This is a genomic window from Novosphingobium colocasiae (genome assembly GCF_014652555.1).
GTDB lineage: Bacteria > Pseudomonadota > Alphaproteobacteria > Sphingomonadales > Sphingomonadaceae > Novosphingobium > Novosphingobium colocasiae.
Genome location: NZ_BMZA01000001.1, coordinates 1 through 16,456, shown reverse-complemented (window position 1 = coordinate 16,456; position 16,456 = coordinate 1). Strand labels below are relative to the sequence as shown.

12 protein-coding genes are annotated in these 16,456 nt (G+C 65.5%); 6 read left to right on the top strand and 6 right to left on the bottom strand.

Going from position 1 to position 16,456, the window contains the following annotated elements; translation table 11 throughout:
* Positions 1-9: 9 nt before the first annotated feature.
* From IE122_RS00060 to IE122_RS00040, 5 genes are all read right to left on the bottom strand, one after another.
* A complete protein-coding gene (locus IE122_RS00060; RefSeq protein WP_189619060.1) occupies positions 10-1,824 on the bottom strand; it encodes a methyl-accepting chemotaxis protein in 1,815 nt (604 codons plus the stop codon).
* A 194-nt stretch (positions 1,825-2,018) separates the two neighbouring features.
* A complete protein-coding gene (locus IE122_RS00055; protein ID WP_189619059.1) occupies positions 2,019-3,452 on the bottom strand; it encodes a glutamate synthase subunit beta in 1,434 nt (477 codons plus the stop codon).
* A 19-nt stretch (positions 3,453-3,471) separates the two neighbouring features.
* A complete protein-coding gene (gene gltB / locus IE122_RS00050; protein ID WP_189619058.1) occupies positions 3,472-8,112 on the bottom strand; it encodes a glutamate synthase large subunit in 4,641 nt (1,546 codons plus the stop codon).
* 306 nt (positions 8,113-8,418) lie between these two features.
* Positions 8,419-10,488: a hypothetical protein gene (locus IE122_RS00045; RefSeq protein WP_229813591.1), complete on the bottom strand. Its 2,070-nt coding sequence runs from the start codon at positions 10,486-10,488 to the stop codon at positions 8,419-8,421.
* 44 nt (positions 10,489-10,532) lie between these two features.
* The gene (locus IE122_RS00040; protein ID WP_189619056.1) at positions 10,533-11,780 is read right to left on the bottom strand and encodes a TIGR04063 family PEP-CTERM/XrtA system glycosyltransferase; all 1,248 of its coding nucleotides are present in this window, start codon (positions 11,778-11,780) and stop codon (positions 10,533-10,535) included.
* 65 nt (positions 11,781-11,845) lie between these two features.
* On the opposite strand from IE122_RS00040, the gene IE122_RS00035 reads away from it, so the two are divergent.
* From IE122_RS00035 to IE122_RS00010, 6 genes are all read left to right on the top strand, one after another.
* On the top strand, positions 11,846-12,019 hold the full coding sequence (locus tag IE122_RS00035) for a hypothetical protein (RefSeq protein WP_189619055.1): 174 nt from the start codon (positions 11,846-11,848) through the stop codon (positions 12,017-12,019).
* Entirely contained in the window at positions 12,012-13,415 is a 1,404-nt protein-coding gene (locus tag IE122_RS00030; protein ID WP_189619054.1) for a putative O-glycosylation ligase, exosortase A system-associated, read from the top strand. Before IE122_RS00035 ends, IE122_RS00030 begins: the two co-directional genes overlap by 8 nt.
* Before the next feature lie 184 nt (positions 13,416-13,599).
* A complete protein-coding gene (ctrA, locus tag IE122_RS00025; protein WP_189619053.1) occupies positions 13,600-14,295 on the top strand; it encodes a response regulator transcription factor CtrA in 696 nt (231 codons plus the stop codon).
* 103 nt (positions 14,296-14,398) lie between these two features.
* Complete coding sequence (locus IE122_RS00020; protein WP_189619052.1) at positions 14,399-14,722, top strand: low molecular weight protein tyrosine phosphatase family protein; 324 nt, start codon at positions 14,399-14,401, stop codon at positions 14,720-14,722.
* Between the two features lie 98 nt (positions 14,723-14,820).
* The gene (gene trmB, locus IE122_RS00015) at positions 14,821-15,537 is read left to right on the top strand and encodes a tRNA (guanine(46)-N(7))-methyltransferase TrmB (protein WP_189619051.1); all 717 of its coding nucleotides are present in this window, start codon (positions 14,821-14,823) and stop codon (positions 15,535-15,537) included.
* 90 nt (positions 15,538-15,627) lie between these two features.
* Positions 15,628-16,383, top strand: a complete 756-nt coding sequence (locus IE122_RS00010) for an Arm DNA-binding domain-containing protein (RefSeq protein ID WP_229813590.1) — start codon at positions 15,628-15,630, stop codon at positions 16,381-16,383.
* Here IE122_RS00010 and IE122_RS18295 read toward each other — a convergent pair.
* Positions 16,358-16,420, bottom strand: a complete 63-nt coding sequence (locus tag IE122_RS18295; protein ID WP_229813699.1) for a hypothetical protein — start codon at positions 16,418-16,420, stop codon at positions 16,358-16,360. The two genes, IE122_RS00010 and IE122_RS18295, sit on opposite strands and share 26 nt — an antisense overlap.
* Positions 16,421-16,456 lie beyond the last annotated feature (36 nt).

Here is a 16,456-nt window from a genome sequence, read left to right as displayed (position 1 = left end):
CCTGCCCGCTCAGGCGGCGGCGCTGTAAGGCGATCGACCCGGCGGCGGCCCGATCGCCACGCCCACCGAACTGCTGCGGCGCATCGCTTGGTCGACCACCGCCCCTTGCGGCCGGTCCTCATTGATGCGGGTACGGAAGGTGGACATCATCCTGGTCAGGCTCTGCGCCTCGCTTTCGAGGCTGCGGGTGGCGGCCGTGGTTTCCTCCACCATCGCCGCGTTCTGCTGGGTCATCCGGTCCATTTCGTTGACGGCGGTGTTCACCTGATCGAGACTGCTCGCCTGATCGCGCGCGGAATCGGTCATCCTCCCGATGAGGGCGTGCAGCTCGCCCACTTGCGCCACGATTTCCTCCAGCTTGGTCCCGGTCTGGCCGACCAGTTCGACGCCGTGGCCTACTTGCGTCGAGCTTTTATCGATCAGCGCCTTGATGTCCTGTGCCGCATCTGCCGACCGCTGCGCCAGCGCGCGCACCTCGTTGGCGACGACGGCAAAGCCCTTGCCGGCATCCCCGGCCCGCGCGGCTTCCACCCCGGCGTTGAGGGCCAAGAGGTTGGTCTGGAATGCGATCCCGTCGATGACGTTGATGATCGAGGAGATTTGCTGCGACGACTGTTCGATCATCGCCATGGCCCCGATCGCCTCACGCACCACCTCGCCGCCCTCGCTGGCCCGGCGATGCGCGCCGGATATCGCTTCCTGGGCATCGGCCGCGGTCCCGGCATACTGACGCACCCGGCCGTTCACGTGGTTCATCGCTGCCGCCGTCTCTTCGAGGCTGGCCGCCTGCTGCTGGTTGCGCACGGCAAGATCGTCCGAGGCGGCCCGGATCTCGGCGATCGCACGCATCACGCTGCCCGCCCCGACGCGCACCGTGCCCATCACCCCCGCCAGTGCTTCCAGCGCCGAATTGAAATTCTCGCGCAGTTGCTCGTAAGCTGCGGGGAAATCTTCGTCCTCGATGCGGTATTCCAGGTCCTTCTCCGCCAGCTTGCGCAAGCCGCTGGTCAGCGCACGCACGACGGCCTGCTGCGCCGCGTCCGCCTCGCGCTTGGCGATGCCGGACTTGCGGAACACCTCCATCGCCCGCGCCATCGATCCGAATTCGTCGGTTCGCGAGAGGCCATCGATGGCCATGTCATAACTGCCGCCGGCCAGGCTCCCGATCAGCCGCACATTCTGGCTGAGCGGCGCGATCATTCGCTGCTGGAGCACGCGCGCCGCCCACAGGATTGACCCCACGACACCCAGCCCGGCCAGCGCGCTCAGTGCCAGCAGAATGCCAACCGTCCAGCGATCCCGCACCATCGCCGCCTCGCTCACCTGCCGCGACAGGGCAACAAGGGCGACGACGTCCTGGTGCTGACGATCGTAGATCGGGGCCAGCACGGTGCGGTGGATGCGCCGGACCTGCTCGGCATCGCCGGCGCGGACCGCTGGGGCGAACCGGCTGTCCACCGCGTTCCAGAAGACGTCGGCGGTGGCGATCACCCGGCCGAGCTGCGGGCGGACGGTTTCCGGCACGGCGGCACCGGCCCAATAGGCTTTGCGCTGCTCGAACTCCGCTTTGAGCCTGGCCATGTCCGCCAGCGCAGGCGCAGCTTGCCGAGGATCTTCGGCCGCCAGTGTCGCCAGCAGATAAGGTTCGACCACATAGGCAGGCGGCGGCAGGATATCGGCCAGCATCTCATCCTGCAGCGCGTGCTTGCGCTGGATCGGCCCGCCGAACCTCACTTGCGCCACCGCCAACGCCGTGAGCAGCACAGCCACCACGATCAGGGCGACGAGCCGCCCGCTGGCCCTGCGGATCTGGTCCTTGATCATGCGCGCATCACACCCTTCGCAAGAGCGGCTGCGGGATGGGCAGCCGGCAAGACAGGGAGGTGAACTACGCTGCGGTTAGGTAAGGACGCCCCAATGGCGGACAGGTGAATTGCCGGACCGGGCGGTTTACGGCCCGCAAAGAAAAGGGGCGGATTGTGGCCCGCCCCTCTCGTTCCGGTTCGATGGTCGCGCGATCAGCGCGGGAGTTCGGTGACCCCCATCAGCGCCTCGTCCACGGAACGGGCGCACTGGCGACCCTCGCGGATCGCCCAGACAACCAGGCTCTGGCCGCGACGCATATCGCCACAGGCGAAGATCGCCTCGTCGCTGGTCTGGTACTTTTCGGTATTGGCCTTGATGTTGCCACGCGGATCGAGATCGACCGCCGCCTGATCGAGCAGGCCGACCTTGCGCGGACCGGTGAAGCCCATCGCCAGCAGGATAAGGTCCGCCTGCAGCGTGAATTCGCTGCCGGCGACTTCGACCATCTTGCCGTCCTTCCACTCGACCCGGGCGCATTCGAGACCCTTGACGTCGTTGTCACCCACCACGCGCTTGGTCAGCACGGCCCAGTCCCGGGTCGCACCTTCCTCGTGGCTGGACGAGGTGCGCAGCTTGAGCGGCCAGAACGGCCAGGACAGCGCCTTGTCTTCCATGACCGGCGGCTTGGGCATGATTTCGAGCTGGGTGACCGATGCCGCGCCCTGGCGGTTGGAGGTGCCGACGCAGTCCGACCCGGTATCGCCGCCGCCGATGACGATGACGTGCTTCCCGGTGGCGGTCAACGAACCGCGCGGGGCGGCGCGCAGTTCATCGTCGCCGGCGTTGCGCTTGTTCTGCTGCATCAGGAATTCCATCGCCAGCCGCACGCCCGGCAGCTCGGAACCCGGAATATCGAGCCGGCGCGCTTCCTCTGCACCGCCGGCCAGCACGATCGCGTCGAAATTCTCTTTCAGCGAATCGACCGAGACGTGGACGCCCACTTCGACGCTGGTCTTGAACACCACGCCTTCGGCTTCCATCTGCGCCGCGCGGCGGTTGATGAGGTGCTTTTCCATCTTGAAGTCGGGAATGCCGTAGCGCAGCAGCCCGCCCACCCGGTCGTTCTTCTCGAACACCGTCACCGAATGGCCGGCGCGCGCCAGTTGCTGGGCACAGGCCATGCCGGCGGGGCCGGAGCCGACCACGGCGACCGACTTGCCGGTCTTGCCCTTGGCGGGGCGCGGGGTGATCCAGCCTTCCTGCCACCCCTTGTCGACGATGGCGCATTCGACCGTCTTGATGGTGACCGGCTGGTCGATGATGTTGAGCGTGCACGCCGCCTCGCACGGGGCGGGGCAGATGCGGCCGGTGAACTCGGGGAAGTTGTTGGTCGAGTGGAGGACTTCCAGCGCGTTGCGGAAATCATCCTCGTAGACCAGGTGGTTCCAGTCCGGGATCATGTTGTTGACCGGACAGCCGGTGTGGCAGTGCGGCACGCCGCAGTTCATGCAGCGCGAGGCCTGATCCTTGAGGGCGTCAGCCGCCAGCGGGATCACGAACTCCTTGTAGTTCTGGAGGCGGTCGGCGACCGGACCGTACTTGCGGTCGTGGCGGTCGTGCTCGAGGAAGCCGGTTTCCTTGCCCATCTTGATTGCGATCCTTGAATTATTCAGCGGCGACGGAGGCGGCGGCGTTACGCTCGGCTTCCATCTGCTTGAGCGCCTTGGCGTAGTCGCGCGGCATCACCTTGACGAACTTGGCCACGGTGCCGGCCCAGTCATCGAGCAGCGCCGCCGCCCGCTTTGATCCGGTGTGCAGCTTGTGCCGTTCGAGCAGGATGCGCAGCCGTTCGGCATCGTGGCGCAGCATGTCGCCCATGCCGAGGTCAGTGACGCTGGCGGTGCGCTGCTGCGGACGGCCGGTGCCCTCTTCCTCGTCGGCGTCCGCCGTGAAGCGGACCAGATCGACCATCGCCTTGTTGCACAGGGCATCGAAGGTGCCGTCGGGGTCGTAGACATAGGCGATCCCGCCCGACATGCCCGCCGCGAAGTTGCGCCCGGTCTTGCCCAGCACGCAGACGACGCCGCCGGTCATGTATTCGCAGCCGTGATCGCCGCAGCCTTCGACAACCGCGATCGCGCCCGAATTGCGCACGGCGAACCGCTCGCCACCGACGCCGTTGAAAAACGCCTCGCCGGAGATCGCGCCATAGAGGACGGTGTTGCCGACGATGATGTTCTCGGTCGGCTCGCGATCGACATGGGTCGGCTGGCGCACGATCACGCGGCCGCCCGACAGGCCCTTGCCGACATAATCGTTGGCATCGCCGGTCAGGTCCAGGGTGACCCCGTGGGCCAGCCAGGCACCGAAGCTCTGCCCGGCAACCCCGGTCAGCGTCACGTGGATGGTGTTGTCCGGCAGGCCGGCATGGCCATGAACCTTGGCCACCTCGCCCGACAGCATCGCGCCGACGGTGCGGTTGACGTTGATGATCGGCTTTTCGATGCGCACCGGCTCGCCCTTGGCGATGGCGTCCTTGGCGGCATCGATCAGCGCATTGTCGAGCGCGTTCTCCAGCCCGTGGGTCTGGGTCTGGGTCCAGTTGAGCGAGGGGCTGTCACCCAGCGGGGCCTGGTAGAGGATCTTCGACAGATCGACGCCCTTGGCCTTCCAGTGGGTGATCGCCTTCTTCATGTCGAGCCGGTCAACCCGGCCGGTCATCTCGGCGATGGTGCGGAAGCCCAGTTCCGCCATGATCGCGCGCAGTTCCTCGGCAACGAAGAAGAAGTAGTTGATCACGTGTTCCGGCTGGCCGGTGAAGCGCGCGCGCAGCACCGGGTCCTGCGTGGCGACGCCGACCGGGCAGGTGTTGAGGTGGCACTTGCGCATCATGATGCAGCCGGCGGCGATCAGCGGCGCGGTGGCGAAGCCGAACTCGTCCGCGCCGAGCAGCGCGGCGATCGCGACGTCGCGTCCGGTGCGGATGCCGCCGTCCGCCTGCACCGCGATGCGGCTGCGCAGGTTGTTGAGGATCAACGTCTGCTGGGTTTCGGCAAGGCCGATTTCCCACGGGCTGCCCGCGTGTGTCAGGCTGGTCAGCGGCGAAGCGCCGGTGCCGCCTTCGTAACCCGAGATCGTGACGTGATCGGCGCGCGCCTTGGAGACGCCCGCCGCCACCGTGCCCACGCCCACTTCGGACACCAGCTTGACCGAGATGCGCGCGACCGGGTTCACGTTCTTGAGATCGTGAATGAGCTGCGCGAGGTCTTCGATCGAGTAGATGTCGTGGTGCGGCGGCGGCGAGATCAGGCCAACACCGGGGGTGGAGTGGCGAGTCTTGCCGATGATCTTGTCGACCTTGTGGCCGGGAAGCTGGCCGCCCTCGCCGGGCTTCGCGCCCTGCGCCATCTTGATCTGGATATCGTCGGCATTGACGAGGTATTCGGTGGTGACGCCGAACCGGCCCGAAGCGACCTGCTTGATCGCCGAGCGCAGATTGCGGCCATCCGCCGTCGGCTGGAACCGCGCGGGATCTTCGCCGCCTTCGCCGGTGTTCGACTTGCCGCCGATCTGGTTCATCGCCGCGGCCAGCGTGGTGTGCGCTTCCCAGCTTATCGAGCCGTAGCTCATCGCGCCGGTGGCGAAGCGCTTGACGATCTCGCTCGCCGGTTCGACCTCGTCGATCGACAGCGGCGTTTCGGCGGGCACGAAATCCATCAGGCCGCGGATTGTCAGCATGCGGGCCGACTGATCGTTGATGGTCTGGGCGAATTCCTTGTACTTTTCCGGCACGTTTCCGCGCACGGCGTGCTGGAGCAGGCCGATGTTGGTGCTGGTCCAGGCGTGTTCCTCGCCCCGGATGCGCTGCCCATAGATGCCGCCGACATCGAGCATGTTGGCGTAGATCGGGTTGTCACCATAGGCGGCCGCATGGCGGCGCACGGTTTCCTCGGCGATTTCGGCCAGGCCGGCACCTTCGATGGTGGTGGCAGTGCCGGTGAAGTACGCCTCGACGAACGCCGTGGACAGGCCCACCGCATCGAAAATCTGCGCACCGCAGTAGGACTGATAGGTGGAAATGCCCATCTTGGACATGACCTTCCGGATGCCCTTGCCGATGGCATAGATATAGTTCTTGCGCGCCTGCTCCGCCGAAACCGGCAGGTCCTTCTTGACGCGCGAGGCTTCGATCGTCTCGAACGCGACATAAGGGTTGATCGCTTCGGCACCATAGCCGGCCAGCGCGCAGAAGTGCTGGACTTCCCGCGCTTCGCCGGTTTCCACGACCAGCCCGGTCTGCATGCGCAGGCCCTGGCGGACGAGGTGGTGATGGACGGCGGCGGTCGCCAGCAGCGCCGGCATCGGGATGCGATCGGGGCCCTGCGCCCGGTCGGACAGGATCAGGATGTTCTTGTCGGCCAGCACCGCTTCGGTGGCGGCCCAGCACATCTCCTTGATCGCCAGTTCCAGGCCTTCGGCACCAGCGGCGGCGTCCCAGGTCATGTCGATGGTGGCGGTACGGAAAGCCCCGTCCAGCGCCGCTTCGACCGAACGGATCTTGGCGACGTCCTCATCCGTCAGGATCGGCTGGCTGACTTCAAGGCGCTTGTGACTGCCCGCGTCATGGCCGAGCAGGTTCGGGCGCGGGCCGATCATCGACACCAGCGACATCACCAGTTCCTCGCGGATTGGGTCGATCGGCGGGTTGGTGACCTGCGCGAAGTTCTGCTTGAAATAGTCGTAGAGCAGGCGCGACTTGCTCGACAGCACCGGGATCGGCGTGTCGGTACCCATCGACCCGATCGGATCGTCAGCCTCGACCGCCATCGGTTCGAGGAAGCGGGTCACGTCTTCCTGAGTATAGCCGAAGGCCTGCTGGCGATCGAGCAGCGTGCCGGTCGGCTGCGGCAGCTCGGCCAGCTCCGGCTCGATCACGTCGAGGTCCTTGAGGTTGTACTGCGCCTTGGCCAGCCATTCCTCGTAAGGTTCGGCTTCGGCGAGCTGGGCCTTGATTTCCTCATCCTCGATGATCCGGCCCTGCTCGAAGTCGATCAGCAGCATGCGGCCGGGCTGGAGACGCCACTTGCGCACGATGTTGTCTTCCTTGATCGGCAGCACGCCGCTCTCGGATGCCATCACGCACAGGTCATCGTCCGTGACGAGGAAGCGCGCGGGGCGCAGGCCGTTGCGGTCCAGCGTGGCGCCGATCTGGCGGCCGTCGGTGAAGGCCACGGCGGCCGGGCCGTCCCATGGCTCCATCAGCGCGGCGTGGTATTCGTAGAACGCGCGGCGTTCGGCGCTCATCAGCGGGTTGCCGGCCCAGGCTTCGGGGATCAGCACCATCATCGCATGGGCGAGGCTGTAACCACCGGCCAGCAGCAGTTCGAACGCATTGTCGAGGCAGGCGGTGTCCGACTGGCCATGCGGGATCAGCGGCCACATCTTGTCAAGGTCGGAACCCAGCAGCTCGCTTTCCATGGTGCGGCGGCGGGCGTTCATCCAGTTCACATTGCCGCGAACGGTGTTGATCTCACCGTTGTGGGCCATGAAACGGAACGGGTGCGCCAGCTTCCAGCTCGGGAAGGTGTTGGTCGAGAAGCGCTGGTGAACGAGGCCGAGCGCGGAGACGAACGCGGGGTTGCGCAGATCGTCGTAGAACGAGCCGACCTGGGTCGCCAGCAGCAGGCCCTTGTAGACGATGGTCCGGCTGGAGAAGCTGGGCATGTACAGCTCGGTGAGGCCGGGCAGATCGTGCTTCACGGCCAGCGCATCGAGCGGGTTCTGCGTCTGCTTGCGGATCGCCAGCAGCTTGCGTTCGAAGGCGTCCTGATCGGCGCAGTTCTCACCCCGGCCGACGAAGCACTGGCGGATCACCGGCATCGAACCGATGACGGTCTTGCCCAGGCCATCCAGCGTGACCGGCACATCGCGCCAGCCGAGCAGGGACTGGCCTTCCTTCTTGATGAACTTTTCGAATTTGGCGACGACGAAATCGCGCGCCGCCTCGTCCTGCGGGAGGAAGCACATGGCGACCGCATAGTCACCGGCGGCGGGCAGGTTCACGCCGGCACCGGCGGCCCAGGTGCGGAACAGCGCATCGGGCAACTGGGTGAGAATGCCGGCACCATCGCCAAGCAGCGGGTCGGCACCCACCGCGCCGCGATGGTCGATATTTTTCAGGATTTCCAGTGCCTGGGTAATGATGGCGTGGGTTTTTTCGCCCTTGATATGGGCGACAAAGCCCACACCGCAGGAATCATGTTCGTTGCGCGCATCGTAAAGGCCCTGGGGCTTAGGAAATCCCATCGATAAACATCCGTCCTGACATTTGCCGGAGCCCCCTTCGCAAGGGGAGGTACGCGCGAATCGCGCGCGCGCTCATTGACGAAGTGACCCCAAATTCCCCTTGCCGATTGCGCGCCGTGTTTGCAACCGCGAAGGAACGAATCCTTAACAAGTCCAGCCCGTGTTCACCCCGGCCCGCCGCAGATGCTATCGCTGTTGCAGGTGCAAAAAGCACTTCACCCGCCCAGCGCAAGGGCCGGACGGGTGAAGCAGGTTGCGGTTATGGTGCAGGTGCGAAGGCGGCCGGTGCCGCCGGATGTGCGGAGGTCAGGCCGCTCCGCTCATCCGCTGCAGCGTGGCCAGTGCCGCCCGCAGCGCCTTTTCGGTGTCTGCCGGAGTGGCCGGGCCGGTGCCCGATCCCGGCCGGTCGAACGAGCGCTGGGCATCCGTGATCGGCGAGGGTGCATCGCTGTAGGCGGGCGAGGGGCTGGCGAACGGCGGCGGCGACATCGCGCCTTCGCCGGGGAAGATCACCACCGGTTCGATGGCGACGCTCTCGGGCTCCTCGATCCGCACGAAACGGGGCTTGTCGGCCGCCGGGCGCGACAGGTCGAGCAGCGAAGAATAGCCGGCTTCCAGCACATCCTCATCCTGCCCGCTGATATCGTCGGCCGCATCGGGCTGGTCCGGTTCGTTTGCCGTCACTGGCTCTACGGCAAAGGCATCGGGCGCGCGCAGGATATGGCGGGGCGGGTGGTATCCGGGAAGCGCTTCATCGTCTTCGGGCTCGTCGAACGCAAGCGGACGCATCGCCTGGGGCAATTGCGGACGAACAAACGGCGCGGGCTCGTCGAACGCCGGCTCGGGCGCAGCGTCGAAGGCCGGCGCTTCGTTCGGGAGCGGGTCAGCGACCATCTCCGGGCCGTTGAACTGGGGGGAATCGAACTGGGGGGCAGCGGCTTCGAACGGGGCTGCTTCGAAAGGAGCGGCCGCAAACGGCGCGCCTTCAAACGGGGCGACTGCCGGTGGCGCGAATTCGGGCGCAGCCGCTTCGACCGGAGCCGGTTCCACCACCGCCTCACGGGCAGCGGCGGCAAGACGGCGCTGCTGTTCCATCGCCAGCGCCAACCGCTCCAGCAGCTCCACGTGCGACAGGGCATCCAGCTCGGCGTGGGCGATCCGGTCGGCCGCAGAAGGGCCGGATTGTTCGGCCGCTTCGCATGCGGGTGCCGCGAATACGTCGGCTTCAGGCGCGTTCGGCTCGATCGGATCGGGAGCCGCAGCCCAAGCCGTATCCGGTTCGTAAGCGGGGGCATGGTCAAACTGCGGAGCCTGGTCAAAATGCGGCGCAGGGTCGACCGCCGGGGCTTCATCGGCGAAAGCTACGGGGCTGTCTTTGATCGCCGCAGGCGGTGCGAACAGCGGCTGCGGTTCGGCGGCGTGGTCGGCGACCGGCGCGGTCTCTTCGGTTTCCTCGCCCCATTCGCCAAGGCCGATGCGCGGCAGCAGATCGAAGCCGGGCGTGACGACCGGGACAGGTGCACCGAACAGCGGCGCGCTGCGGGCGCGCGCACCATCATCGGCGCGGGCCTTGATCTCACGGGCGTAGGTCTGGAACAGGCGGTTTTCCAGCACCTTGAGCGCGGGCGCGGTTTCGCGCGGGGTGAACTGGTCAGCCGAAGCATCGTCATCGCGGTCGCGACCGACGAAGGCCGGGGTCGGTTCCGTCACGACAGGTGCTGGCGGAACGAAAGCCGGGGGCGTGAATGTCGGCGGCGTAAAGGCCGGCGCTTCGAAGGCCTCGGGCTCGGGCGCAGGCGCGGGAGCATCGACCACCACGTCCGAAGCCTGGGCGGCAGCATCCTCGAACCCGTCCAGATCGAATTCGGCAAGGTTCAGGATGCGGGCCTGCTGCCCCGGCAGCGGCGCATGATCGGACACCGGATGATTGGTGTTATCTTCGTGCAGCGCCAGCGCGCGGCGGCGCGATGCGCCGAACGTGCGCGGGGCGACGGGCGCTTCCGGCTCGGCGCGATCCTCGATCGGTTCCGCTGCGGGGCCACGGCGGCGTGCCTGGGGCGCATCGGCAGGGCGAGCCAGCCGGCGCGCGGCCAGGCTGCCGATCACACCGCCCAGCGCGGTCATCGCCAGCGAGATCAGGATGCGGGTGGTGGTGCCCAGCGGCGGCGCGGCCATCGGGATGATCTTGTCGATCCCGCCGGCAACCACCGCGTGTTCGATCAGCGAGGGCCGGATGGCAAGGCTGGCAAGGCCGAAGGCAGCGCCGAACCACAGCGCGACGATCGCGGGGAACAGCGGATGCTGGCTGATCGGCTGGCTACCGGACTGCGCTTTCGTCTGGCCGCCGGTGAACTGGCTTTGCGTCTTGTGGCCCAAGATATCCGTCCTGTTTTTCATTGCGGGCTGTGGGGCGCGGACGGTCAGGCCGCCGCGCCAAGCCCGGCTTGATGCCCCGTTCGTATCAAGCTTTGGTAAACGTCTTGATAACGCCAGCCATTCTGCGCCCAGTCATGGCGCGATTCTACGTGATTGCGCCCATTTCGGCGGTAACCATCCCACGAATCGCGCGCTTCGAGCAACCGGGCCAGCGCATCGGCGCAGGCGGCGGGGTTATCGGGAGCGAACAGCACCCCGGTCTCGCCATCGGTCATCAGTTCGCGGTGACCGCCGACGTTGCTGGCGGCGACGAGCTTGCCCTGCGCCATCGCCTCCAGCGGCTTGAGCGGGGTGACCAGATCGGTCAGGCGGCTTTTCTTGCGCGGATAGGCCATCACATCGGCGAGCGCATAATAGCGGTCCACCTCGTGGTGCGGGACCCGGCCGATGAAGCGGATGGCATTTGCCGCTGGCGAAGCCTCGGCCTGCGCCCGCAGCGCCGCCTCCATCGGCCCGCCGCCGACCATCAGCAGCCGCGCATCGGGCTGGCGGGCGATCAGCGCCGGCATCCCCGCGATCAGGTCGTCCAGTCCCTCGTAATCGTAGAAGCTGCCGATGAAACCGATCACCGGGCAGCGCCGGCCGTCAATCTCGAACCCCAGCTCGCGCGCCAGGCCCGCCTCGCGCGCGGCCGGCTTGCCGAACAGCGCCAGATCGACGCCGTTCGGCATGATCGTGATCTTGCTCGCCGGAACCCCGCGCCCGACCAGATCGGCGCGCAGCCCGTCGCAGATCGTCACCACCGCGTCGGCTTCGCGCACGACATGCGTTTCCAGCGCTCGGATCAGCCGGTATTTGAGCGAACCCTCGCTGCCGGTGCCGTTGCCGACCGCGGCGTCTTCCCAGAAGGCCCGGATTTCATAGACCAGCGGTATGCCGAGCTTGCGCGCCACCTTCAGCGCGGCCTGCCCGCCCAGCACCGGCGAATGCGCGTGCAGCACGTCGGGCCGCCAATCCTGAACCACTTTCTCGATACCGCGCGCAAACAGGGCAATCTCGCGCCATTCGCGCAGGCCTGCGGGGCCGGAAACAGCCCCGGCGGTGCGGTGGAACAGCAGACCGTCGTGCACTTCGGCGGCAGCGCCGTCGCCCGCCTCGTTGTAGCGCGGGCCGGTGACCCCGCGCACTTCATAGCCCATGCCTTCCTGCGCCTTGAGGATCGCGCGGGTGCGGAAGGTATAGCCGCTGTGGATCGGCAGGGAATGGTCGAGGACATGGAGCACGCGCGTCATGGGCCTTGTTCCTAGCGGGTAACGCTTAACGCCGCGTCAACTTGGCGGTGCTATCGCCGCAAGCCATGATCGACATCCTCGCCCTTGCCATCAGCCACGGGCTGCTTGCCCTGGCGGTCTGGCGGCTGATGTGGCGCGACGACCTCTATTACGACGACGGCCCCCCGCCGCGCCGGCTGCACGGCCGCGCCCCCGACATGCGCGGGCCCGGCGATGCGGAGGCATCGGGCGATGATTGACCTGGGCTTTACCGCCTTCTTCCTGCTCCTCCTGGCGGCCGGCTTCAAGCGGCCGTTCGTGTGGGTTCTGCTCTATCTCTACGTCGATATCGTCCAGCCGCAGGTCATCTCTTGGGGCATCCTCTCGCACATCCCGGTCTCGCTGATCGCTTTCGGCGCGGCGTTCCTGGGATGGCTGCTGATGGACGACAAGCGCGACGCGCGCTTCACCATGCGTCAGGGCCTGCTCCTCGCCCTGCTGCTCTACTGCGGCTATACCACGCTGACCGCCGCCTACCCGCTCGACGCACCGGAAAAATGGTCGTGGGTGTGGAAGGCGCTGCTGTTCGCCATCTTCCTGCCGCTGACGCTGCGCACCCGGTTGCGGCTGGAGGCGGTCGCCCTGGTCATGGTGCTGGCGGCCAGCGCGCTGATCATCGACGGCGGACTGAAGACGGCGGCGGGCGGCGGCGGTTACGGCAGCCTGCGCATCTTCGTCGATAGCAACAGCGGCCTGTTCGAAGGATCGATCATCTCGGCGGTGGCCATCGCGATCATCCCGATCGTGGTCTGGCTGGCGCGCTACGGCACGATCTTCCCGAGCGACTGGCGCGTCTGGACCTTTGCCGCAGCCCTGATTTTCGCCTGCGCGCTGATCCCGGTCGGCACCCAGGCGCGCACCGGTCTCGTCTGCCTGGCGATCCTTTGCATGCTGTATCTGCGCACCGCCAAGCACCGCTTCCTGATCGCGGGCGTGATGGCGGCGGGCCTGGTGGTCGCGGTGCCGTTTCTGCCCAAGGCCTTCATGGATCGCATGGGCACGATCCAGAACCACCAGTCCGACCAATCGGCCGGAACCCGGCTGGCGATGTGGAAATGGACCTGGCAATACGCCAAGGACCACCCGATGGGCGGCGGCTTCTACGCCTATCAAAGCGCGGTCGTGAAATACGAGACGGTGGTGGCCCAGACGGTCGGCTCCACCACCACGGTCACCACCGGCGAGGTGGAGGAACAGGGCCGCGCCTATCACTCCAGCTATTTCGAGATGCTGGGCGAACAGGGCTTCCCGGGGCTGGGATTGTGGCTGCTGCTCCAGCTCACCGGCCTTCTGCAGATGGAAATCATCCGCCGGCGCTGGCGCAAACGGACCGGCCCGGATGAGGCCTGGGTGGCACCGATGGCGGTGTCGTTGCAACTGGGGCAGGTGGTTTACCTGATCGGCTCGGGCTTCGTCGGCATCGCGTTCCAGCCCTTCGTGCTGATGCTGATCGGGCTGCAGTGCGGTTTGTGGAGCTATATCAAGCGGATCGAACAGCCGTTAACCAGCCGTACCGCCCGCCCGCGCGCCGACGCCGGGGCCCCGTCGCGGCTGCGCGGTTTCGGCGAAGTCCCGGTCCCCGCGCCGATTCCCTGACCGGAAAGTTCACTAGGGAACGCTCCCTAGGCATTTTCCATAGTTCTGCGCAAATATCGCCCAAAGGCAGGCGTTTACGGCAAATTAACCTTTAACCTTCATAGCTCATATGGTTAATACACGGCAATGTCCGTTTAGGCACAATTAGCCTCGCGGATGCTGGGGCACAGAAGGGGGATACCCAATGCGAGTGCTGTTGATCGAGGACGAACCGACGACTGCGCGGGCCATCGAGCTCATGCTGACTGCTGAAGGTTTCAATGTCTATTCCACCGACCTGGGCGAAGAAGGCCTGGATCTCGGCAAGCTGTATGATTACGATATCATCCTTCTGGACCTCAACCTGCCCGACATGCACGGGTACGATGTGCTCAAGAAGCTGCGCGTCGCCAAGGTCCAGACCCCGGTCCTGATCCTCTCCGGCATCTCCGAAATGGACTCCAAGGTCCGCTCGTTCGGCTTCGGTGCCGACGATTACGTGACCAAGCCCTTCCACCGCGAAGAACTGATCGCGCGCATCCATGCCGTGGTCCGCCGCAGCAAGGGCCATTCGCAATCGGTCATCCGCACCGGCAAGCTGATCGTCAACCTCGATGCCAAAACGGTCGAAGTCGATAGCGCCCGCGTCCACCTGACCGGCAAGGAATACGCGATGCTGGAACTGCTCTCGCTGCGCAAGGGCACCACGCTGACCAAGGAAATGTTCCTCAACCACCTTTATGGCGGGATGGACGAGCCGGAACTCAAGATCATCGACGTGTTCATCTGCAAGCTGCGCAAGAAGCTCGCGCATGCCTGCGGCGGTGCCAACTATATCGAGACCGTGTGGGGCCGCGGCTATGTGCTCCGCGATCCGGAAGAGGCGGTCGAGGCGGCCTGATCGCCCCTTCCTTCAAGCGATATTCTGCGGCCTGCCCCTCGGGGCGGGCCGTTTTTGCGTGGGGCGCGTTGCCCGAGGCGAGCGGTTATGCGATGAGTCGCGCATGAAGAATGTTCTTTTCGTGTGCTCTCAAAACAAACTAAGAAGTCCCACTGCCGAACATATCTTCGCAGAACATCCATCCATTGAAGTAGCGTCGGCAGGGACCAACTCCGACGCCGAAAATCCGCTTACCGCAGAGCTGGTCGAATGGGCCGATATCGTCTTCGTCATGGAGAAGACGCATCGCAACAAGGTGCAGAAGCGTTTTCGCAACGCCCTGAAGACCGCGCGCGTCATCTGTCTCGATATCCCGGATGACTACGAATTCATGGACGACGAGCTCATTGCGCTGTTGAGGGCGAGGGTTCCCCGGCACCTTCCGTAGAATCATTTTCAGACAATCTACGTAGTCGCCGCGAAGCCACAGTTATTGATTCTCGACTCCTTCGCTGCCACTGGCCATTTTTTCACCGAGAAGCCGCCATGACAGCCTACAAATCCGGCGATCCGACCACGCTGAACCGCCTCTACGGGCGCGCCAAGGGCAAGCCGCTGCGCGCCGGGCAGCAGGCGCTGGTCGACACCCTGCTGCCGCGGATCGCGGTCCCGGCCGAGGGCGAGGTGACCGCCGAGGCGCTGTTCGGCCACCCCTGCACGCTGCATTTCGAGATCGGCTTCGGCGGCGGCGAGCATATGGCGGCGCGGGCCGACATGCTGCCCGATCACGGCTTCATCGGCGCGGAACCCTTCGTCAACGGCGTGGCGCAGGCACTGGTCCATGTCAGCGGCGATAACGGCGCGCGCCAGCCACTCGGCAACGTGCGCATCCACCACGGCGATGCGCTCGAAGTGCTGGCGCGCATCCCTGACGGCGCGCTCTCTTTCCTCTACCTGCTCCATCCCGATCCCTGGCCCAAGGCGCGCCACGCCAAGCGGCGGATGATGAACGACGGCCCGGTCAACCTGTTCGCGGCCAAGCTGAAGCCCGGCGGCGAATTCCGCTTCGGCACCGATCACGCGGTGTACCTGCGCCACGCGCTGATGGTGATGCAGCGCCACACCGATCAGTTCGAATGGCAGTGCGAAAAGCCGCTCGATTTCCAGAAGCGCCCCGGCGGCTGGCCCGAAACCCGCTACGAGAACAAGGCGCGCACCGTTTACGGGCATGAGGTCTGGCACTTCCGTTGGAGGCGGAAATAGGTCAATGGCTTATTTTTGTGAATCTTTGAAATTCATATAGTTATATACGATATTGCACGCCACGCTATCCGGCGATTTCCGCCACGGTGATTGCACGGTGCTTACTTTTGCGGTACACAAGGTATTGCAATGGCGACCGGCAGGATCAGCAAACGAACGCTTGATGCGTTCCAATCGAGCGGGATGACCGGCTTCCTTTGGGATGAAGATCTCAAGGGGTTCGGGGTGAGGGTCGCAGCGTCCGGTGCTGCATCCTACGTTATCCAGTTTCGCATGGGTGGCCGTGAATCGCCGACACGCCGTTATACCATCGGCACCAATGGTTCGCCCTGGACGCCTGCCACAGCCCGCGAAGAGGCCATCCGCCTTCTCATTCTCGTCGCGCGCGGCATCGACCCGATGGAGGAAGACAAGAAGCGACGCCGGGAGGCAGTGGATCTCGCCTTCTCGAAATATGCCGATACGTTCAGCGCTGCGTGCAAAGGCAAGGGCTGGAAGACCTTGGTCAACCGCTCCATCCGGCTCCACCTCAAGCCAGTACTAGGCAATAAGCCGTTGCCGACAATCACGCGATCCGATGTGGTAGCTGTCTTCGATCGCATGCCGGAGGAGCAGACCGCGAATAAGCGCAATGTGTTTGCTGTCCTTCGGCACCTGTTCAAATGGGCGGTAAGCCGAGGTGACATACTGCACAGCCCAATGGAGGGCATGGAAACGCCGCTTCCTGTCAAGCCGCGCGACCGGTGGCTGCTGGATGCCGAAATCAAGCAGATCTGGGAACAAGCTCCAAAGACCCACAAGTGCTTCGTAAGCGATGTGCTCAGACCACGGCGATCCATGGCATGAGGTCGCCCACTGCGATTGCTGGATAGCCAGCGGCCAGCCTGGAGAGGGTATCGGTGAGCCAAGTGTGCGGGTT